The 19920-nt window shown below is 59.4% G+C and carries 27 protein-coding genes; 5 read left to right on the top strand and 22 right to left on the bottom strand.

Annotated features, from left to right (window positions below; translation table 11 throughout):
• Positions 1-83: 83 nt before the first annotated feature.
• The 6 genes from Q0X85_RS00450 to Q0X85_RS00430 form a co-directional block, all read right to left on the bottom strand.
• On the bottom strand, positions 84-2384 hold the full coding sequence (locus Q0X85_RS00450) for a hypothetical protein (protein ID WP_297767530.1): 2301 nt from the start codon (positions 2382-2384) through the stop codon (positions 84-86).
• A 526-nt stretch (positions 2385-2910) separates the two neighbouring features.
• On the bottom strand, positions 2911-3051 hold the full coding sequence (locus tag Q0X85_RS00445; protein ID WP_297767529.1) for a hypothetical protein: 141 nt from the start codon (positions 3049-3051) through the stop codon (positions 2911-2913).
• Positions 3052-3255: 204 nt separating this feature from the next.
• On the bottom strand, positions 3256-3423 hold the full coding sequence (locus Q0X85_RS19760) for a DJ-1/PfpI family protein (RefSeq protein ID WP_366128961.1): 168 nt from the start codon (positions 3421-3423) through the stop codon (positions 3256-3258).
• 48 nt (positions 3424-3471) lie between these two features.
• Complete coding sequence (locus Q0X85_RS19755; protein WP_366128958.1) at positions 3472-3708, bottom strand: hypothetical protein; 237 nt, start codon at positions 3706-3708, stop codon at positions 3472-3474.
• Positions 3709-3724: 16 nt separating this feature from the next.
• Entirely contained in the window at positions 3725-5818 is a 2094-nt protein-coding gene (locus tag Q0X85_RS00435) for a pyridoxamine 5'-phosphate oxidase family protein (protein WP_297767526.1), read from the bottom strand.
• 62 nt (positions 5819-5880) lie between these two features.
• A complete protein-coding gene (locus tag Q0X85_RS00430) occupies positions 5881-6501 on the bottom strand; it encodes a glutathione S-transferase (RefSeq protein ID WP_297767523.1) in 621 nt (206 codons plus the stop codon).
• A gap of 157 nt (positions 6502-6658) precedes the next feature.
• Here Q0X85_RS00430 and Q0X85_RS00425 point away from each other — a divergent pair, with 157 nt between their 5' ends.
• Complete coding sequence (locus Q0X85_RS00425; protein WP_297767521.1) at positions 6659-7549, top strand: LysR family transcriptional regulator; 891 nt, start codon at positions 6659-6661, stop codon at positions 7547-7549.
• Between the two features lie 509 nt (positions 7550-8058).
• Here Q0X85_RS00425 and Q0X85_RS00420 read toward each other — a convergent pair.
• The 3 genes from Q0X85_RS00420 to Q0X85_RS00410 all read right to left on the bottom strand — a co-directional run bounded on the left by Q0X85_RS00420 (position 8059) and on the right by Q0X85_RS00410 (position 10629).
• Complete coding sequence (locus Q0X85_RS00420; RefSeq protein ID WP_297767518.1) at positions 8059-8529, bottom strand: OsmC family protein; 471 nt, start codon at positions 8527-8529, stop codon at positions 8059-8061.
• Positions 8530-8910: 381 nt separating this feature from the next.
• The gene (locus Q0X85_RS00415) at positions 8911-9483 is read right to left on the bottom strand and encodes a carbonic anhydrase (protein ID WP_297767515.1); all 573 of its coding nucleotides are present in this window, start codon (positions 9481-9483) and stop codon (positions 8911-8913) included.
• A gap of 39 nt (positions 9484-9522) precedes the next feature.
• Positions 9523-10629 carry an NmrA family NAD(P)-binding protein gene (locus Q0X85_RS00410; protein ID WP_297767512.1) on the bottom strand — a complete coding sequence of 369 codons (1107 nt, stop codon included), beginning with the start codon at positions 10627-10629 and terminating at the stop codon, positions 9523-9525.
• A gap of 97 nt (positions 10630-10726) precedes the next feature.
• On the opposite strand from Q0X85_RS00410, the gene Q0X85_RS00405 reads away from it, so the two are divergent.
• Positions 10727-11290: a TetR/AcrR family transcriptional regulator gene (locus tag Q0X85_RS00405; RefSeq protein WP_297767509.1), complete on the top strand. Its 564-nt coding sequence runs from the start codon at positions 10727-10729 to the stop codon at positions 11288-11290.
• 394 nt (positions 11291-11684) lie between these two features.
• On the opposite strand, the gene Q0X85_RS00400 is transcribed toward Q0X85_RS00405, so the two are convergent.
• The 5 genes from Q0X85_RS00400 to Q0X85_RS00380 all read right to left on the bottom strand — a co-directional run bounded on the left by Q0X85_RS00400 (position 11685) and on the right by Q0X85_RS00380 (position 13948).
• Positions 11685-11972 carry an ABA4-like family protein gene (locus Q0X85_RS00400; RefSeq protein ID WP_297767506.1) on the bottom strand — a complete coding sequence of 96 codons (288 nt, stop codon included), beginning with the start codon at positions 11970-11972 and terminating at the stop codon, positions 11685-11687.
• Between the two features lie 23 nt (positions 11973-11995).
• Complete coding sequence (locus Q0X85_RS00395; protein ID WP_297767503.1) at positions 11996-12118, bottom strand: hypothetical protein; 123 nt, start codon at positions 12116-12118, stop codon at positions 11996-11998.
• Between the two features lie 119 nt (positions 12119-12237).
• Complete coding sequence (locus Q0X85_RS00390) at positions 12238-12666, bottom strand: glyoxalase superfamily protein (RefSeq protein WP_297767500.1); 429 nt, start codon at positions 12664-12666, stop codon at positions 12238-12240.
• The gene (locus Q0X85_RS00385; RefSeq protein ID WP_297767497.1) at positions 12663-12851 is read right to left on the bottom strand and encodes a hypothetical protein; all 189 of its coding nucleotides are present in this window, start codon (positions 12849-12851) and stop codon (positions 12663-12665) included. The genes Q0X85_RS00390 and Q0X85_RS00385 overlap by 4 nt, the downstream gene beginning before the upstream one ends.
• Before the next feature lie 182 nt (positions 12852-13033).
• Positions 13034-13948 carry a LysR family transcriptional regulator gene (locus Q0X85_RS00380; RefSeq protein ID WP_297767495.1) on the bottom strand — a complete coding sequence of 305 codons (915 nt, stop codon included), beginning with the start codon at positions 13946-13948 and terminating at the stop codon, positions 13034-13036.
• Between the two features lie 87 nt (positions 13949-14035).
• On the opposite strand from Q0X85_RS00380, the gene Q0X85_RS00375 reads away from it, so the two are divergent.
• The gene (locus tag Q0X85_RS00375) at positions 14036-14710 is read left to right on the top strand and encodes a class I SAM-dependent methyltransferase (RefSeq protein ID WP_297767493.1); all 675 of its coding nucleotides are present in this window, start codon (positions 14036-14038) and stop codon (positions 14708-14710) included.
• Between the two features lie 34 nt (positions 14711-14744).
• Complete coding sequence (locus Q0X85_RS00370; RefSeq protein WP_297767491.1) at positions 14745-15413, top strand: DUF2306 domain-containing protein; 669 nt, start codon at positions 14745-14747, stop codon at positions 15411-15413.
• Positions 15414-15563: 150 nt separating this feature from the next.
• On the opposite strand, the gene Q0X85_RS00365 is transcribed toward Q0X85_RS00370, so the two are convergent.
• The 5 genes from Q0X85_RS00365 to gstA are packed head-to-tail and all read right to left on the bottom strand — an operon-like array spanning position 15564 to position 18168.
• A complete protein-coding gene (locus Q0X85_RS00365; protein ID WP_297767488.1) occupies positions 15564-15968 on the bottom strand; it encodes a GFA family protein in 405 nt (134 codons plus the stop codon).
• Between the two features lie 4 nt (positions 15969-15972).
• Positions 15973-16944, bottom strand: a complete 972-nt coding sequence (locus Q0X85_RS00360) for a nitronate monooxygenase (RefSeq protein ID WP_297767485.1) — start codon at positions 16942-16944, stop codon at positions 15973-15975.
• An 11-nt stretch (positions 16945-16955) separates the two neighbouring features.
• Positions 16956-17162 carry a 4-oxalocrotonate tautomerase family protein gene (locus Q0X85_RS00355; protein ID WP_297767483.1) on the bottom strand — a complete coding sequence of 69 codons (207 nt, stop codon included), beginning with the start codon at positions 17160-17162 and terminating at the stop codon, positions 16956-16958.
• Between the two features lie 11 nt (positions 17163-17173).
• Positions 17174-17548 carry a nuclear transport factor 2 family protein gene (locus Q0X85_RS00350; RefSeq protein ID WP_297767480.1) on the bottom strand — a complete coding sequence of 125 codons (375 nt, stop codon included), beginning with the start codon at positions 17546-17548 and terminating at the stop codon, positions 17174-17176.
• Positions 17545-18168 carry a glutathione transferase GstA gene (gene gstA / locus Q0X85_RS00345; RefSeq protein WP_297767478.1) on the bottom strand — a complete coding sequence of 208 codons (624 nt, stop codon included), beginning with the start codon at positions 18166-18168 and terminating at the stop codon, positions 17545-17547. Before gstA ends, Q0X85_RS00350 begins: the two co-directional genes overlap by 4 nt.
• Before the next feature lie 124 nt (positions 18169-18292).
• Here gstA and Q0X85_RS00340 point away from each other — a divergent pair, with 124 nt between their 5' ends.
• The gene (locus Q0X85_RS00340) at positions 18293-18643 is read left to right on the top strand and encodes a helix-turn-helix domain-containing protein (RefSeq protein ID WP_050664510.1); all 351 of its coding nucleotides are present in this window, start codon (positions 18293-18295) and stop codon (positions 18641-18643) included.
• A gap of 23 nt (positions 18644-18666) precedes the next feature.
• Here the strand turns inward: Q0X85_RS00340 and gloA are convergent, their stop codons facing one another.
• The 3 genes from gloA to Q0X85_RS00325 all read right to left on the bottom strand — a co-directional run bounded on the left by gloA (position 18667) and on the right by Q0X85_RS00325 (position 19783).
• Positions 18667-19095, bottom strand: coding sequence for a lactoylglutathione lyase (gloA, locus tag Q0X85_RS00335; RefSeq protein WP_297767474.1), 429 nt, complete (start codon positions 19093-19095; stop codon positions 18667-18669).
• A 64-nt stretch (positions 19096-19159) separates the two neighbouring features.
• Positions 19160-19630, bottom strand: coding sequence for a hypothetical protein (locus Q0X85_RS00330; protein ID WP_297767472.1), 471 nt, complete (start codon positions 19628-19630; stop codon positions 19160-19162).
• Between the two features lie 24 nt (positions 19631-19654).
• Positions 19655-19783: a hypothetical protein gene (locus Q0X85_RS00325; RefSeq protein WP_297767469.1), complete on the bottom strand. Its 129-nt coding sequence runs from the start codon at positions 19781-19783 to the stop codon at positions 19655-19657.
• Positions 19784-19920: the final 137 nt, after the last annotated feature.

Below are 19920 nucleotides of genomic sequence, written 5' to 3'. Positions count from 1 at the left end.
TATGTAATACGCCATGGTCATCTCCTCTTTGCCGAAAACCACCACGATAATGGTGGCGAATCGGCCCGATGACCGCATCTCCGTTACGAAAATCTCAAATCTGTCCCATAGGTGCTGACGTCAGACATCGCCGCAGCAACGATTGTATTTGAAGTGTCAAAATGCTGTCGGGCTTGGTCCTTTTCGTTCGCCACGATGAATTCGAACGGATCACCATCGGGCCGTGTAAGGCGCACCCATGCTCCCGGTTCGACAACTTCGTGTTGAGGGAGCTCTGGGGCGCGTTCATCGAATGCATCCATCAGCATCAATCCGAAGAATGCCAGGCAAACCTCTGGATCGTCCTCATTACGCGTGACGATCTCATAGGCATGATCGAGCACATCGGCGCGTCCGCGCCGCCACAGCAGTTGGATTAGATTGAGCTGGTCGCTCGGCTCTCCCTCCAACTGTTCGACGGCGAACTCGTCAAGAAGTTCATCTGCCCGTCGCCTCTGGTTGGATCGGACGAGAGCTTGCCAAAGCGCCAGAATGAGGTGTGCCCGGTTGGGCTCGAGGTCCAGAGCTCGCCTGAACCAAGGGACGGCTTCGCGCGGTTTCCCGAGCGCAACGAAAAAGTGGCCTCCAGCTCTTTGCAGATCTGCGTCGTCTTCAGCATGACGGCGTAGATTAGAGAAGAAGGTCTCTCCGGATTGTCGCGGTTTCGATACGCGAGCATGTGCAACTGCCAGTCGAAAACGCTCGTGCCCGGGCAGCTGAGGATCGACGTGTCCATAAAGAAGGTTGATGACGTCATCTTGCCAATCCAGCTTCGCTGCTGCTTCTGCGAGTCGGAACCTGAGGAATCTGTCGTCTGGCTGACCCAGATCCAAGGCTCGCCGAACAAGCTTCGCAGCGATCTCCTCCATGCCAGCGCGCTTGCAGAGGTGACTGATCGTCAGCAACGATGCGGCATCCTGCAGCTCTTCGGCGATAGCTCGGATCGCCTCTTCACCATCCGACTGAGACGTCTCAATTGCGCGAAGTACCTCAAGAAGGGTGTCTACCGGGATCTCCGATGGACGCTCAAGGTCCTCTGAGTTCCTCTGGACAATGGAGATGGCATCGAGCCAATTCCGCTCGCGAATGGCCCATACCAATTGCATGATCGCTTTGTCTTCAAACGAAAGTTCGAACACGCGCTCCAATACATCTTGGCGCCCAAGGTCGAGTGCCACTGCTGCGACAACTGTTCGGCTGGCTTCATCTTCGATCAGCACATCAATCGTCGGTTCGATTAGTTCCATCGCTCGTTCGGGCAAACTCGCGACCCGAAACCCTGTAATGGCATTCTGAAGAAGCGAGATATGTGTTCGGTGCGCAGGTGTCTCAGTCTCGAGTAACGTCGTCCAAAGACCTGCCAGATCCTCGGAAGCCTGCTCGGCGCGACGCCGGACATCGGCGACCTGCGCCATGCTGGAAGATGGCGCAAGCAGCACCTCAATAGCTTCATCAAGAACAGCTTCAGCGGCATAGCGCCTGGCAGGTCGGGAGTCTGGATACGCCGCGATCGTATCGCGCGCCTTCGCTTTCCAACCAGCATCACCACGGGCCCGGAGGATGTTCAGCGTGGTTAGCATTACCTGTTCGTCATGGCGAACAGCGATCGGCACGTCGTCCAAGTAGGAAAGGTCGGCTCCGATGGCTCCGTTCGCCTGGATATAGTTTATCCAATGGTGCGGCGTTTCCGGGTCTTCATCCAGAAGCTCTTGGGCGAGCTGGACCGCAGTCTGCAGCTCCTCGCGGATCAGGAAACCCGTGACGGCATTGCTTCGAATTTTCGGAGATCTCGGATCCAGCTCATAGGCACGGAGAAGCAGAGCGCTCGCCTGATCTTCCTGCCCGAGATGAATATGACAATTTCCTCTGAGCGAAGCGATTCTCGCATGCCACTCAGGATCATCCTGAATAGAAGGGCCACTGTTCTCCACAGCATCGAAGATTCCAAGGGCCGTGACGTATTTCCGTTCATCTATCAGCTTGCGCCCGGGTTGGAGAACCAGGTCGCTGAAGTCGGTGCGGACCGCCTCGGGGCGCGTGTTCTGCTCGACGATCTCCAGTCTCGTCGAAATTCCGTTCAGTTGCTCGGTGGTCCCGGCTTCGAGTTCAAGTTGGCGCCGCTCCTGTACGACGATCCGACCATCATGTTCGTTTAGTTTTTCAGATACATCCGAATGCCATTCCGCCGTCCTGCGATCTCGCTCGGAGGGAACTGCATGCCTTCCTAAAGCTGTCAGCGAACCGCCCACAAAAGGGATGGCTGAAACAGCTGCATCCACACCTGCTCTCAGGCCCTCCGAGGCGTTCGTCATCTCTTCCGGTGGACGGATTTTTTTGCTCGTCATGAAACTCTTACTTTTTGAAGCTACCGATTGTTATCGCGCTCAAAGGCGGCTTTCCACCAAGATCATTAGGCTTTTACTGGGGGAGCCGTATTTCTGTCGCTGCCAAGCGCTGAAACAGCGATATACCCTTCAGCGCGCGCCTGACGGCAGGCGAACGCTCGTGACGAGACTTGGGCAGGTTTCACTCAAGCGGCGAAATGGGTTCCGTCTGCCGAATGTGCCAGATTCGTCTGGAGCTGTGCGCATTGTGGGATTGCCGAATCGGATGCGGCACTCGCGCCAGAGCCTTGATCGCACTTGATCGGCCCGAAGGAGACATTCACCGCTTCAGTTCTCGCCGCGATGCAGCTTCACCGAACCGGCCTTTCGCTGCGGCTGCTCGGTCGGGACGACGCGAACTCACGGTCTGCGGGACAAAGCGTGCTTCGAACAGGTCCTGTGTTTGACGAGGTTCTCAGCGACGTTTCAAGGACACTTGTCTCTTGTCAGGTGTCGACTCGATGGCGTGGAAAGAGAAGACCGGAATTCAAATCACGCCTGCTACGGTCATGCCGTTCGCCAATGCCGAATCGACCGACCAAGCCTGCGCCCGTTCCATCGTGTCCCATTCGAACCAGACGATGAAGATCTTTCGATCAACCGGAATGTGCAGAATATAGGCTACCATCTCATGTGATACTCCCTTTCATCATGCAGCCGTGGAAACTTGCGGTGCGCTGCGCCATGTCTCGGACGCAGGAGACATCCGCATGAGTTGACGGATATGTGCTGCGTTTTCCGCTGTGGTCAGTGCTGCCAGCAGTTTGAACAATACCTCAACGCTCGTACCGGGCCCGGTTGAGGTAATCAGCCCATGGTCCTCGACAATCGCTTAGTCCACGAAGGTGGCGCCGAAGGCTTCGAGCTGTGCCTTTCGACGTCCTCCGACCTGATGGTAGGTCGTCGCGCACCGCCCGCGCATGACGCCCGCCGATCCAAGTGCCAGAGACGCGACGCAGACCGACGCGACGGGTTGACCCTTGGCCTCGAAATGGCGGATCGTACGCGCAAAGTCGTCCGAATAGGCGTCGGCATAGAAGCCCGTGTCTTAGAACACGCCGGGAACGGCAAGTGCGTCAAAGCTATCGAGTTCAAGGTCGCCAAGCTGCGCATCTGGGATCACGGACAACCCGAATGTCGCCCGCAACAGCGGATGAATGCCCGCGCTGACCAGTTCGATGGATACGAAGCCGTCGATATTGGCCCAGCCCAGCACATCGGTGAACCCGGCGGCTTCCGGCGGTTCGAAGCCATCTGCCAGCAGTAACAAAACACGCTTGGTCATCATCGTTTTCCTTCAATCAGAGGTCCAGCTCGACACGATCGGTCGCGGGTACGGCGCAGCAGATCAGCGCGTCGTCCGGTGCGTGTGCGGCCGTAACGTCGCCGCGATACGTGACAGCGCCCGAAATGATTTTAGTGGCGCAGGTGCCACAGGTGCCGTTGCGGCATCCGTATTCCGGGGTCAGTCCGTGCGCCTCGGCCAGGTCGAGGATCGGCACGTCGCCCTTGTTCCAGCGTTGCTCAAAGGCAGAGCCTTTGAAGGCGACGACCGACTCCTCAGCTTCCGGCGCTGCGTCAGGTTTGAGCGCCGCACCTTCATCGGGTGTGCGGCTCAGGGCGGCAGGGCCAAAGGCTTCAGCAAAAATACGCGCGTCGCGCACACCCACATCACGCAGCGTGTTGTAGACGCCCTGCATGAAGGGCGGGGGCCCACAGACAAAGAAATCGTAGTCGTCAAGCGCCAGGTGTTTGCGCAACAGGTCCGACGTTACGTAGCCTTGGGCGTCGAAGTCTTTGCCCTCGACCTCGTCCGCGGCAGGCCTGTTGATGAGGGACACATACCGAATGTCTCCCTCAGTCTGTGCCCGGAGGGCGCGGAAATCTTCAGCAAAAGCGCGGTCGGCAGTGGTCTGGGCCGCATGAAAGATCCTAAGAGGGCGTGTATGACGCATCCGCACCCCTTCGCTCGCGGCTTGCCGGGCCATGGAGATCATGGGTGTGACGCCGACACCACCCGCGAGCAGCACCGCCGGGCGTTTCTCTGCGGTATTGAGGAAGAAGTCCCCCCTGGGCGCTTTCGCTTCAATGATATCGCCGACCTTGATCGTAGTGTGCAGATGAGTCGAAACCTGACCCGCCGGACCATCTGTCCGCGCATCCTCGCGCTTTACCGAGATACGATAGGTGAGGTCGTTGGGGGCCGAAGACAGCGTATAGGTCCGGATCAGCGGCTGATCCGCGCCCGATGGCGCGACCCGGATCGTCAGGTATTGCCCCGGCTCGTAAGAAAACATCCCGTCCCCATCCGCAGCCTCGAGATGAAAGGACCGGATCACGGCGCTTTCGTCCTTGATCGCCGTCACACGGTAGGGCCGCCAGACTTCGCGCTTGGCTTCGGCTGCAAGATTTGCTGCAGTTTCATCCCAATCCCCGGTCATCAGGGCATTGGGGGAGTATCCGCCAAACTCCCACCGCAAAGGCAGCGCGCCCGGCAGGCGGATCGCTTCAGTCACCTTGACGCTCCACAGCCGCTCCGCGCCGCGAAAGGCCTTTGCCTCCGCACTGTCCCAGTCGATTTCCGCCGTGCCAGTCAGCATCAGCACGTCACCGGTCTGATCATCGTAAAACATCAGGCCCGCGCGCGGGTCGGCCTCAATGTTGCCCAGCGTGTTGTAATGCAGGTTGCCGGGATAGTCGGGGATGGTGAGCACGTTGCCCTCTACCCGCACAAAGCCCGGCTTGCCTCCTCGATGGGAGACGTCAGCACCATTGAGGCCTTCGTCAATGCCGGCGTTGCGACTGGCCGTGGCGACAAAAAAGGTGTTGGCCTGCGCGATCATCTCGCGCGCCACTGAATCCAGCCCGGTGAACCGCGATACCTCAGCCGCATCGTTCAGCGTCTTTGGGTCACGCGTCCAAAACGGTGTGCGGGTCTGTATGTATTGCGGGCAATTGCCGTAGGACTGATCAACGGTAAAGGTCACTTCGGTGCCGTTTCGATCCGTGATTTGGCCGTTCACCCTGTTGCGGCGGCGGTTGGAGGCGTTTATGCCCAGAAGGCCAATGAAGCTACCTTGCGCCAGTCCGTCTGCCAGCGGATCCCCCGCGAAGGGTCGCGCATCGAGGGTCAGTGTGCGCGGATCGGGCGACGTGATAAAGCCCGCACCGCCCACCAGTACGGAGGCCCAGGGGCGGCCCTCGGCATCGACGTGGCCGACGTAGATCAGCGGCAGCTCGGCGTAGAAGTCCCTGTGCTGTTCGGGCATGAAAGGCCGCACGACCTTGCGCCCGAAACCATCCATTTTTTCCCGCACACCCAGACGCTCCTGCACGGCCAGTTCACCGGCGTGAAAGGGTGAGGTGTCGCGGGTCCATCCATCTTGCAGTGTCATGATTGTCTCCAGCGGATCGGGAGGCGGGAATTCGGGCCGGCAGGGTGCCGGCCCGAGATTTGTCAGGCAGCAAGGCCGATGGGCGTAGCGGCCATCGGGACAAAGCCGGACAGTGCTTCGATCCGAGCCAGCAGGGCGCGCACGTTGGGGTAGGCATCAAGCGAGATGTTCCCTTCGGGTGCGTGGGCCGTGTAGCTGTAGATCGCGATGTCGGCGATGGTCGGCGTGCTGCCCACCAGCCACTCGCGCCCGTCAAGATGCGCTTCGAGCTTTCCGAGGACGGTGGCCGACACGGTAGCACAGAACTCCGGGTCAAGGCTCGCGCCAAAGACAGTGATAAGGCGCGCGGCTGCGGGGCCGTATGCGATCTCGCCCGCGGCAATCGACAGAAATTTCTGTACTTCCGCTTCTGCAACGGCGTTTTGCGGCAGCCACGACGGTGCGTATTTCCGCGCAAGATACACAAGGATCGCATTGGAGTCGGAGACGACGATGTCTCCATCCTCGATCACCGGCACCTGGCCGAAAGGATTGAGCCTGGTGAAAGGCTCTTTCTTGTGCGCGCCCTGCATCAGGTCGACATGGACAAGCTCGTGGGAGATCCCGGCGAGGTTCGCCAGAAGCTGGACCCGATGGGAGTGACCGGACAGGGGGTGGCGATGGATGCGAATGGCATTGGACATGGAGTGCTTCCTTTTTTCCTATGGTTGGTTTGGGCCGTCATCGGCCGACATTCCGGCCCTGACTGAACCGAAATTAGATTGATTAGGTCTTGACGATAATCCCCGCATTCGACGAATGTTTGAGAACATTTTGAGGATAGTTTGCGCGCGAGGCAAAATGGACAGGATTGATACGATGCGGGCCTTCGTGGCGGTGGCAGAGGAGGCATCCTTTACCCTCGCCGCACGAAAACTCGGGATGTCGAACCGCCTGGCCAGCAAATACGTCAAGGAGTTGGAAAGCCGCCTGAGCGTACAATTGCTCAACCGGACAACCCGCAGTGTCGCCCTGACCGACGTGGGGTTGGCGTACCTGGAACGCTGCCGCCCGATCCTTGCCCAGTTCGAGCAGTTGAATGACGCCGTGCAGCAAAGGCACGCCGCCCTTGCCGGACCGATCCGGGTGACCGCACCTACGGGCTTTGGGTCCTTGCGGCTGCCTGGCCCGCTTGGCTTATTCATGACCGAGCATCCCAACGTGACCGTGGAAATGCGTCTCAGCGATACCCGGCTGGCATTGGTCGAGGAGGGGATCGATCTCGCCATCCGGATTGGGCGACTGCAAGATTCGAGCCTTGTAGCGCGAAAGCTGGGGCGTATGCCTTTGATCGTCTGCGCGGCACCCGGATACTTGGAGAGGCGGGGCCATCCCGCCCATCCTGAGTCACTGGCCACGCATGACTGCCTGATCGACGCCAACCAGTTCGACGCTGCGACATGGCGGTTCGGATCGCCTGGCAATGAGACATCGGTGCGCGTGTCCGGGTCTTGCACCGCGAACTCCCCGGTTGCCCTGGCAGCGCTGGCGATGGACGGGATCGGGGTGGCGCGTTGCCCGGAATATGTTGTTGCAGATGCGCTGTGCGATGGACGGCTCAAGGAACTCTTTGCCGACAGGCGCAGCGAAGATCTTGGCCTTTACGCCATCTATCCGCCGAACAGGCACCTGACTGCACGCGTGCGCGCGCTGATTGACCATCTTGCCGAGGCGTTTGGCAAACATCCTTAAACGGTGGTCACCGGGTGTGCCCGGGTGGCTGAAATGAGATGCACAGGTTGCATCGACTCTGTCCTTTCTGCGCCAATGCACGTGCAAATGAGCCGGTTATTCGATGCGCCGAAGCTCAGGAACCCGCGCGTAACGTAAGCCTGTCAGCCTAAATTCCCGACCGAATATCCGCATTCCAAGTGGATGGGAGGTCCACTGGCGCCGGCGGCGAACTTCTGGAAACCGCCGAATTCTGTTGCAAACTCTGCAACCTGAAATTCGCCTCAAAATTTTGGAACAGCGTTCCCTCATGTCACCCTTGGGCAATCTGTTTTTGCGCGACGGAGCTTTCGCGGGAGGGTTTTCTGCAGATTTGCGCCCTCTGCGCAGCACACTGACTTTTTCAACACAATTCGCCGTGATTGTTGGGCCTCACGCCACCGACACGATCCGCCCAGAGCTACCGGCCACCGGCAGTGGCGATGCTATGGCTCTGTTCTTTAGGAATTCCGCGCGAAACCTCGGCGGAGTCATACTTCCAGAATTCTGGGGTCATAGGTGACCGGGAAACTGACCGAGCGGGAGATGAAGCAAAACTCGTGCACTCTGTGATGCAAGTCTTCGGCGTGTCCTATGTCGGTCCCTTTGGCGACCTGTATTTCTGGACGCAATTCCGCAGACAGAAAGCGTCCGGCCCCGCCTGGACCGACCTCTCCAATTCCCATGGGTGCATCCCGGTAATCGTGAACGATTATTCCGTTGTCGCTGGCCAAATGGAGGTACCAAAGCATGTGGCAAGCCGCGAGTGAGGATAGGAGCAGATCTTCTGGATTCATGCGCGTCGAGTCACCTCCGAGCAAGGGATCGTTGGAGCAATGTATCACAGGCTTGCCAATGGTGTTGATATCCCAGGTTCGCTTATAGGCCTTGTAGGATGAGGTGCCTGAGCCCTCGTTCCCGGTCCACTCGATTGCCGCTGTGTATTCATTTTGCTTTGACATAAGAGTCGTCCTTCTGGTCTGGGCAGTTCTTGAATTTGCCTCTGTTGAGCGGATTCTGATCCTTGCAGATCAAAGAACACCGCATCTGAGTTGTTGTTGGCTGCGTATTGTCTCTCAATCGCGTCACAGATCGCGCTCGGCCTGTGCTCCAGAATAAAATGGCGCGCATCTTGTAGGATAGTGCCGGGATGATGAATGAAACCGCCTGCTCGGACGTGGGACAATCTTGCGATATCGAAATGACCATGCAGGGTTGCCGTTCAGCAGCATCCGAAACAGACCCGTGCCTTCGTCGAAATAATGCGTCAGTTTGTCGTCAGGCGACGTGAGCCGGTTCGACTGCGATGGATATCGCACAGGATCCGGTCTGACGCTGACGTCTCAACCTGCCTGGAGCACATCCGTTTCCCGGGCTGCCGCGCGCAAGTTGCCAAGCGATTGCATCGGGGCAATTTCTTCGGCACTTCCCGTCGCGACATCATAGAGCATGGCGGATACGGTAACGGCGTCAGGGACCTCCCGTGCAGCGGCAAGCCGTCCAACATCGACCATCAAATCCCTGGCTTGGTCGGTTATCGCGTAGTCGGTCACGTCGATACCAAGATTGTCTTTCAGCGTGGCTTGCAGCTCAGGGTTGGCCAGTCTCTGAGCACCACATTGCGTGTGCTGCATCAGGATGATGTTGAAGCCTTGTTCCCTACCCTCGGTCAGGATGTTGGAAAGCACCGACAGCGTGGCGACTTCCTCAATCACCGATCGTGTCACGCGCCCGCCGGTATTTCGGATCACGATGACCTCGCCCAGCTCGAGGCCAAGCACATGCGCCGGATCGACACGGGCATCTGCGCAGGCCAGAAGCACAGTCCTCAGACCGGGTAAGGCTGGCATGTTGGGCTTGTCAAAGGTCTCGGCGAACCTGCCGTTTCGTACGATGAGATCGTCTTGAATGCTCATTGGTTTACTCCGTTCATAAGGCTGGGGAAGGATCGTGTTTTAGGCAGCTACCACGGTCGCTGCGCGAGTTTTTACGGGACGGTGACTATCAAGCCATGCCGGGTCGTCTTGCGAGAAGGCCGGATTGGGTGGCCTGACATAGTCACGTGCCTCTTCGGCTTTCATCAGGTCGAAGGGACGAGTCGCCAGGATCTTGAGAAACCCGCCCATCGCCCCAAGGCTGCGCAGAGGGCTTCGCACCAGCTTGGGCCGCGCGGCGACGGTGCGTCGCACCATGCGTTCGAAGGGTTCCGGGGCGCGGCCGCCAACATGGGCCACGTGATCGGTCGGCGCGTTCACGGCGAAGGTGCCGCGGCGATACTCTTCGGCGTAAAGTGCCAGCTGGGTGACTGCGGCCACCGAGTAGTTGGAGGGCTGCAACGCCTTGAGTGCTTTGACCATCATGCGTTCCGAGATGTCCATGTATCGCACCGGGCGGCCAAGGGCGCGTCCCATCGCCCCGGCGATCTCGTTCGGCGAAAGTAGCGCCGGTCCGGTCGGTCGGTAGGTCCGAGCCACGTGCGAGGCCGGATCTGCCAGCGATGCGGTAACGACGCGGGCAATGTCCTCGTTGGAGGGGGCTGCATTCTTTCTCACGTCGCCCGCCCCCAGAGGCATGGTGAACACCCCCAGATGCGCCGCCATGTCGAGAACCATCAGGTAGTTGTCGGCGAACCAGCCAGGATTGACCGTGGTGACAGACATCTCGCTGCGCATGCCGATCAGGATGTCGCTCAGATAGACCTCGCGGGTAAAGAGCGATGGGTGATCGGCGCTCGACAGCCACTGGCTCAGCGTGACGACGTGTTCCAGGCTTGCCTCGTAGGCGGCCGCAGTGAAGACCGCATTGAAGTGAAGACCGTTCGGCGCGGTGGGGGCGCATTGGTAGGCGCGTTGCACGCCCTGCATCGCGGCGCGCATGTCGGCCAGTGCATATTGGTTTCCGAGGAAAATCTCGGCCCCGGCGCGTTCGAGCGTCTTCGACCGATGATCTCGCCTGCGAACAAACGCCCGCACCGGAAAGCCTTTTTCAAGGAGCATTAGAGTCGTGTGCAGACCGGTCTTTCCACCTGCACTTGTCACAAGGATCTTTGGCTGAACGGACATCAAGGACTTCCTTTGGATGATGATGGTACTCTAAGTATTTAGATGATACATATAATCGGAAGTGTCAATCCAGAGGAGATCACTGCCGATGCCAAGAATGTCAGAGGCCGAAAAACAAAAGAGTTACAGAAGGATAGTCGAAGCCGCATCTCGTCTCATGCGCGAACATGGCATCGAAGCGACGAGTGTTTCGGACGTCATGAAGGCCGCCGACATGACGCATGGCGGCTTCTATCGGCATTTCGATTCGAAAGAGGCACTGGTGTCGGCGGCATTCGATGCGGCGATTGAAGACGTGCTATCAGACTTGAGGGACGCGCCGGTTGGTCCGAAGCGCGAGGTTGCCCGCGCTCAATATCTTGCGCGCTATCTGTCCAAGGAGCACGTCAATAACCGCGCTCGGGGATGCCCATTAGCCGCTCTGGGCACAGAGATTGCGCGTCAAGATGGGCTTGTGAATCCCGGCGCGTCGGAGGCCGTCGAGCAAATGGCCGACTTGCTTGGAAAGAATGACCCGGCGGCGGGGGGCCGTGGGCTTGCCACTATGGCTTTGCTTCTGGGGACCATAACACTCGCCCGTATCGCCAACTCACCGGAGTTCTCACAAAATGTATTGGATGCAGGCAAGCGGGGCTGCGACCTGCTGGAACAGCATTGGTGACCGAAGAAGCCTGAAACAAGGAACTGCAGCAATAACAGGCTGTCAGTTAACGGAAGATTTCTGCCCGCCTGACACTACCATGGCTGCGTACGGTCGATTGTGTTGAAAACCTCTGCAACCTGAAATTCGCTTAAAATTTTGGAACAGCGTTCCCTCATGTCGCCCTTGGGCAAACTGTTTTTGCGCGACGGAGCTTTCGCGGGAGAATGTTCTGCAGATTTGCGTCTTCTTCGCAGCACACAGACTTTTTCAACACGATCCGCGTTGAGTGTTGGGCTTCGCTCCACCGACGCGACCGGCCCGTTCCTGCCATTGCCCACCCCGAGGTGATGCTGCTGTGCGGCCCGTCGAACCTGCCGTTCGCTGCACGCGCAAAACCAGGGACCAATTAGAATCACAGATCGCGGACAAAACCGACAGCCGCTCTCCGAACGCACCGCACGATCTGGAACATGAGATATCCGGCCGGTCCGAACAGGAAGGTCACGGGCAGGCAGGGTGCAACCAACCAGAAGGCCATATCATCGCGCCGTCCCTGCCGACAGATCCACGCCCCGACCAAGAGGTCGAAGGCGAGGTAGTGAATCCACCCAGCGATGAGCGTGTCTGCGTGCGCGAACAGCTCCGTAACTTCGGTGAAACTTCCGAAGCCGCCGGTTGGCGGCGGGAAGGCGAATGTCATGGTCACATATCCCGCGGACAAGATCACAGGAATGGTCCACCTGCGATCCGCTCGGACCAGATCGGCATAAGGGGTGACAGGAGAAGCGAGACCCAACCGGCCATCGCCAGAATACCCGCAAGAGAGAAGATCAGTTCGTAGTTCATTGAGTTTCCTGAAAGGCTGCGACGCGCGGCGTCTCACCGTGTGTCGCGCACCCTCAATTGCAGTGACCGCCACTGCCCTGCCTCGCCTAGGGCGCGATGCGGGGTGCCCAATTCAGTTTTTAGAGATCGAGTTCGACATGCGGCGTCCCGTCCGACGTTCGCTCCTTAGAGTGGCCATCGGGACCGACCTCAACCCGGATCTGCTTGCGCAGGTTCGAGAAGCTCTCGAACCGGACCACGTCCACTGCTTCCTCAAGATTGAGAACCAGCCGAAACCAACCGGGTCGCAGCTGGTCAGCCACCAGTAATGTCGCGGCGAAGGGTTGCGACAGGTAGTGCCCGGTCACCCGCCCACCGGCGGTCCATCCTTGGGGCGGGCGGTCGCGCATCTCGGCATAAAACGCATTCCAGTCGCGGAAGCCGTGCCGCTGCGCGACCTTCTCCAGCGCCTGCGCGTGGCTGATCGGTTCACCCTGTTCGGCGAGGGTCGCGCGTACCCGTTTCGCTTCCCGCTTCGCTTTTGCGATCGTCGGCAACTCACGTGTCACACCCACCCCTCCCCGACTGGCGTGACGGCGGCCAGCGCGTCCGCCCCCACGAAATGCCCCAGAAAAAGCGCTTCGGCCACGGCAAGAAGGCCGTTCATGCCCATGACGAAGATGATGGGAAGCGCAGTGCGCGCGTATATCGGGCCCAGTAGCCCGGTGAGAAATGAATTGGTTAGGGACGACATGACCCCGTTTTCCTTCTGGCTCAGGTCGCGCAAGGACTGGACAGGGCCCGCATTTCCATCCGCGCGACAGGTGCCGAGGATGACGAAGATCGTGTCTGCTACAGAACTTCACCGTGACGGAATGTCGGCGGGCGGCAGGCGTCTGTTGCCTGCGGCGCTGTTAGACGGCCCGGGGTGTGCTGTCAAGCGGCACGGGTTCCACGCCCCACCCGCTCTGTGAGGCCGCGGGCCAAGGTGTCGAAGACGATGCGGATGCGGCGGCTGGTCTGCAACTCCCGGTGCGTGACCAGCCAGATAGGGAACTCCAGCGACGGAAAATCTGGCAGGACCTTTTCAATACCCGGCTCGGCATCGCCCAGTGTTTCCGGCTGCATGGAGACGCCATAGCCCGCCTTCACCAGCTCCCAGGCGACGACGCCGCTCGCGCTCGACATCACGAAGCTCTCCGCCCGGATCGGCACGCCCATGTTGTGTAGCGGGACCATCAGACGTTCGGGATCTGCGTTGCCGACGAAATCGTGGTTGGCGATATCCCGCGCGGTGCGCGGACGGCCGGCGCGGTCGAGATAATCGGTCGCAGCATAAAAATTCGCGCGAAAGTCACCGAGGTGCCGCGCGATAAGGTCGGGCTGGTCCGGCCGAACATGCCGGATAGCAATATCGGCGTCGCGCTGCGTCAGATTTTCCATCTCGCTGGAGGCGAGGATGCGAACGCGGACTCCCGGCGCGGCGTCCCTGAGGGGCTTGAGGATGTGGGGCAGGATCGCAGCGGACAACAGGTCGGTCCCTGTGACCGTGACCTCACCCGTCACGCCCTGCGACTTTCCGTCGGCCACCATGGAGATCAGCGTCGCCGTCTCGCCCATCGCGCGGACGTGGTCGAGCAGGTCTCGGCCGGTTTCTGTCAGGGTCAGCCCTCGGACGCTGCGTTCGACAAGCGTCACCGCCAATGCTTCCTCCAACGCGCTGATCTGTCGCCCTATGGTCGGCTGGGTGGACTTCAGCACGCGCGCAGCGCCGCTAAACGAGCCTTCCTCTGCTGTCGCGAGAAAGGCGCGCACCTGGTTCCAGTCGAAGGAGATGGCCTGCCAGTTCATGCATCAATGTATAGCAGATGGACGAATTTAGGCAATCGACCATTCGTGTACGCATGCGCAATACCCTTCACAACAGGGAGCGGCCCGATGGCCGCCCCGTTTAACCGCGCCGTGCGCTGCCTTGTTTCGATGGATAGACCGATGACCGCTCAACCCTTCTGGGATCGCATGGCCCCAAAATACGCCCGCAAGCCCGTGGACGATCCCGACGCCTACCACGAGAAACTGGCGCTCGTCGCGTCGCTGCTGCGTCCGAAGGACCGCGTGCTCGAGATCGGCTGCGGGACCGGCACCACCGCGCTGCGGCTCGCGCCCCACGTCGCCCAATACACCGCGACGGACGGTTCACGCGCCATGATCGGGCTCGCCGGCGCGAAGCTCGGCCCGAGCGCACTGGAGAACGTCACGTTTCATCATGCCGACGCGGCCGAGCAGGTCGCCGGGGCGCCCTTCGACGCGATCTGCGCCTTCAGCCTGCTGCACCTGGTCGAGGACGTCCCGGGTGTTCTGGCGACCGTGCACGTGCAGCTGAGGCCGGGCGGTCTGTTTCTGTCCAAGACGGTGTGCACGAAGGCGGCCGCCTGGCCGATCCGTCTGCTGATCCCCACGCTCACCACGCTCCGCATCGCGCCGAGGGTCACGCCGCTGAGCCGGGCGGAGCTCGTCCGGCATATTGCGGACGCGGGCTTCACGGTCGAGCGCACGGAGCATCTCGGCAAGAACCGCATGAGTCCGATCATTGTCGCGCGCAAGGCCACGTGAAGCAAACCGCCCCGTTATTCCGAGAGACCGAAGCATGCATTTTATCAGCCGTTGCGAATGGGCGTTCCTCGCGCTGGTGTTCCTCTACTCCTTCATCCCCGCAGTGGTCGGACTATTCCGGATTCCGGAGCTTCTTGGCATGCCGGCGATCGTTCCGCCGAACCCGCGCGCGGTGATTGATCCCGTACCGATCACGCTGCACATCCTCGGCAGTTCGGTGTTCTGCCTGGCCGGGGCCGTACAGTTCCTGCCGAGCCTGCGGCGCCATCGCCCCGCCCTGCACCGGACCCTCGGGCGCATCGTGGCGGCAGCGGGATGCGTCAGCGCGCTCACCGGGCTCTGGATGACCGTGTCCTACGCGTTTCCAGCGGCGCTGCAAGGAACACTCCTTTACGGGGCGCGGATCGTACTCAGCCTCGCGATGGTCGCCTTCATCGCATGGGCCGTCGTCGCGATCTGGTCGCGAAACCTCGCTGCACACCGCGCCGCGATCCTGCGTGCCTATGCCATCGCCCAAGGGGCCTCGACGCAGACCGCGCTCTTTCTGATCACCATGATCTTCGTCGGAACCGAGCCGCTCGGCGTGGCGCGGGACCTGATGATGATGGCCGCGTGGGCGATCAATATCGGGGTCGCGGAGGTTCTGATCCATCGTGCCTTCGGGACGCGCAGATCGCGCGCGACGATCTCCAGCACGCCCTGACACTTGGCCACATGCCGACCGGCCTCACCGCCGCCAAAAGGAAATTTGAATGCGAAAGCTCGATCCCCATAAGGCTTTGTAATTACGGGTGCCAAGGTGGTGTTGTTTCAGGTGGTTTCACGGGTGAACGCAACACAGAAGGACACTGCTTTACGGAGGAAACCCCTGATATGCCTCAACCTGATCAAGACATGAGGACCACGATGGTTTTTCAGAGACGAACGTCCTGAACCTTTCAGCCACCTTGGGTTCTGCGTGCAAAGACCCCGCCGGAACGATCATTTTTGATCCGTCGCCGCTTGCCCAAGGAACGCCGGAACCGCAAACTTGGCAGAACGACTTGGAGATGTCCCGCCCGGGCATCTGGTAGGTGACAATCGCATCGCCGCCAGCAAGCCAGTTAAACCGATCACTGGCTATGAACAGATTTGATGCGAAAGCCGAACCGGTGATCTGCCTGCATTGGTCACAGCTGCACAAGAACATCTTGTCGAACTCGTTAACGACCTCGAACGATATCTTGCCACACAGGCAGCTTCCTTTCAGTTTCTGCATTCTCTCAGTCCTCTTTAAGGTGGCCTACATACCGGCAGAGGCATCGCAAACGATCCTCAGCCTGCGAAATCATTGCGCGAAGAGTGGCTTGCGCGGTTTGTGGGGTCCGAATGAGATCAGCGGCTTCGCCGACGATAACGGCGGCTACATCCAAGTCACCCGCCGCCGAAGCGGTGTTGAAGCGGGTCTGCTCTTGTGCAAGATTTTCGCGCAAGCCGACAATATCCCCACTCCACTGCCGCGTGAACGTGTTGCGCAGCGTGCGCAGGTTCCAATCAGAAGGCCAGTCGAGCCCACGTGCCATGTCGAACACCGAACTTCGTTCGGTATCGTCGCCTGAACCGCTCAGGGCGGCTTGTTTGGCACCTTCACTGGCAAGTGATTCATCGCTGGCGAAGAAGGTGGTTCCGCATAATGCACCCGAGCCCCCGAGCGCCAGAGCCGCAGCCAGGCCACGCCCGTCCGCGATGCCGCCTGCCGCGATGACCGGTATCCCTTGCGCGATATCGACAACCGCCGGGACAAAGGGCAACGTCGCTCTGGTGCCGCCGTGCCCGCCCGCCTCTGTGCCCTGCGCTACGATGGCATCAACGCCAGCGTCCACAGCTTCACGCGCTTGTTCGAGGGTCTGCACCTGAACGATTAACTTCGTCTGTGCCGCCCTGATTTGATGGAGAAACGGTTTGAAATCACCGAACGAGAGCATGAGCGCGACCGGGTTTCGCGCAAGGGCAAGATCGAGCAATCGGGGCTGTCTGGCCAGCGACCAGGTAATAAAGCCCACCCCGATCCGTGCCTCCCCCGCTGCGTTGAATTCGCGCATCAGCCAATCGGCGTCGCCATAGCCGCCGCCGATCAGGCCCAAGCCACCTGCATTGCTCACCGCCGCCGCAAGCACCCCACCGCTGACACCTGCCATCGGTGCCAATAGAACGGGATGCTCGATGCCGAACAGATCACACAGAGGTGTGCGCATAGACATGTCGGTCAGCCCGCCGCTTCGCGGCGATAGTGTTGAACCGGCAGGCCGCCAATTCCCCAATCCTCAAGCGCCACTTCGTCGATGACGACAAAGGTCGTCGCCGGGTTTTTATCGAGGATCCGCACCAGCAAGTCGGTGACACCGCTGATCAGCTCGGCCTTCTGATCGGGGGTGACGCCTTCGCGCGTCACCTTGATGTTTACATAGGGCATATCGGTTCCTTTCAGGTCTCACGTTCAGTGATTTGGAAAACCTTGGCCATGATCCGCCATGCGCCATCGTTTCGCACAAGGGTCAGGAAGTCGATGAAATCCTTGGTGCCAATGGAGCACCGCACACGGGCAAAGGCGGTGTTTTCACCCGCAAACTCGATTGAGTCGATCACATCACGCCGGGGTTCATCGCGTGAGGCAGGGGACACGCGCTTTGCCACCACCGCGAAATATTCATCCATCGTGCGATAGAGGAGCGGCGTTTCATCCGCCGTTGCATAGATCGCTTTTGGGTGAAACGCATTTCCCAGTCTGCCCGTATCGGCGTGATAGAGACCGTCGAAATAGGTCTCTAACACGTCTGTTACCGCGGCAAATGCAGTCATGTGGCCTGCTCCATCAGACCCTCGGCAATCATCGCTTTGATCGAGGTGGGACGTGCCGCGATACGTGCGACGTAGCTTTGGGTGTTCGGATGCGCATCAAGGCTCACTCCGACAAAACCTGCCCAATTGAGCACAACGAAGGCATAGGCGTCCGCAACGCTGAAGGTGTCACCCATGAGAAAATCACGTCCATCTGCGAGGCTTCGCTCGATATGAGCGACCCGGCGTTGGACACCAGCGTCGGCTTTCTTGCGCCGCGCATCATCCACCTCGCCGCCAGAGAAAAACGGCCCAAAGGACTTGTGCAGTTCTGATGACAAGAAGTTGAGTGTTTCCTGAAGGCGGGTGCGCGCCAAGGTGCCGTTCGGGGGGGCAAGGCCAGAATCGGGTGACTGATCCGCCAGGTACTGAAGCACAGCGGGGTTTTCGGTGATGATATCGCCGTCATCAGTTTCAAGTGCCGGAACATAGCCGTTCGGGCTGATCCTGAGGAAATCGGCGCCTGCTTCGGTTGTGTTGGCGTCGGTGTCTGTTTTGGCGAGGTCGAACGAGAGGCCAAGTTCGTTCAGGATGATGTGGGATGCCATCGAGCAAGCACCGGGTTTGTAGTAAAGTTTCATCTGTCATAGCTCCAGTTGATTGGGTTGATGGGCCAGAGATGACGTGTCGACTAACCGTTGACAACGTGGTTTCTTCTGGATACCAAACTATCGAGTTACCTCAAGGAAACCTGGTTACACAATAATGCCCCTCAAAGTCCGCAAGAACCAAAGCCCCGATCCGCCGCAGCCCTGCATGCTCACGCATTGCATGGCAGTGATTTCCGGCGCGTGGGCCGCCAATGTGATTTGGTCGCTGCGTGCTGGCCCGCGCCGCTTCAACGAGTTGCGCACCGACATTCCGCCAATATCGGCCAAGGTGCTGTCTGCTCGGTTGACCGAGCTGGAGCAGCGCGGCGTGCTGTCTCGTAACGTGCAACCGACCTCGCCCCCATCCGTCGAATATGCTCTGACCGAGCTCGGCGGTGAACTTGTGCCAGCCCTTCAGGCGATTGTTGAGGTTGGCCACCGTCTAAAGATGCGCGACGAAGCGTAAGGTCCTGAATTTAGGCCCAAGACCTATGGGGTTTGGATCAGTTCGATCCTGTAGCCGTCTGGATCTTCTATAAACGCAATGATCTCACGCTCTGCGGTTTCATCCGGTGCCATCTTCATTGGACCGGGGGCCCTGACGATGTTGATGCCGAATTCTGACAGGTGATTGCACACCTGCTGGATGTCTTGGACTTCCAACGCGATATGCCCGTAACCGGTGCCGTGGGAATAGCTGTTGTCACCCCAGTTATAGGTCAGCTCAATCAGCGCGCTGCTGTTGGCATAGCCGACAAAAACCAGTGTAAATTTCGCATCTGCAAAGGTCTCGCGCCGCATTTTCTGCATGCCGAGAGCATCACAATAGAACCGTAGAGACCGATCAAGGTCTTGGACGCGCACCATCGTATAGAGGATAGCGTGCGGGGTGTTTGAGGAGGTGATTTCAGTGTTCATAATTATGCGCCTGAATGGTTCGAAGGACCGGGGACAGACCGCATCTGCCCCCGGGTAGGAAACTTTAGCGGCAGATTTCACCTTGGTAGCGCACCAGCCCGACAAGGTTGTCACTGTCGCGCAAATCGACAAGGCCGTAGCTGTTGAACTGGCCACTGTAGCCTTTCATCGTGCCGCGTGTTACGTCTGGCTGAATGTCGTAGGTGATCTCGATCATGAAGCGGCCCGGCTTGCCCGGTACGGCGGTCAGAATGCCCAGATCTTTGGTTTGGAACGCGCCGCCATCGTCGCGACCAAAATAGTGTTCCATGTCCATCTCAAGACCGGTTTCGGTCTCACGAGTCGCCGTGATTTTGCCAGCAGCATTCTGAACTGCACCGGTCAAGGCCGCCGAGATGATCATCGGCTGGCCGTCACCTTCGCCAAAGAAGTTGGGGATCGCAACACCGCCCATTTGAAAGCAGTCGGCGGCCATGGCAGCCGTCGACGACATCGCGAGGGCCATGATGGCGCCAGAAAAAGAGGTGAGTTTCATGTCAGTTCCATTCCGTTGAGGAGATTACAGGTAGTAGGGAGAATTGAGGCCGCGGCTTGCAGCCTCGGTGACGCGGGCATCAAAGACACGCGTATAGAAAGCGGCGTTCATCTCGGCTGCCGTTTTTGGGAAGGCATTGAGGGCAAAATCCAACGCGTTTTCGACGGGAAACGCGCGAAAGTTGGTGATGCCCTGAGGGGCGGCATATCATGGCGGTGTTCAGACGCCGTCAATTCTCTGGTGAGAAAAGGATATGCCACATGTCAAAGACTACCATCACCCAACTGCCC

This window comes from uncultured Roseovarius sp. (assembly GCF_947259555.1).
Classification (GTDB): domain Bacteria; phylum Pseudomonadota; class Alphaproteobacteria; order Rhodobacterales; family Rhodobacteraceae; genus Roseovarius.
Note: the sequence above shows the minus strand (reverse complement) of the source record. Positions and strands in the feature narration are given on the sequence as shown.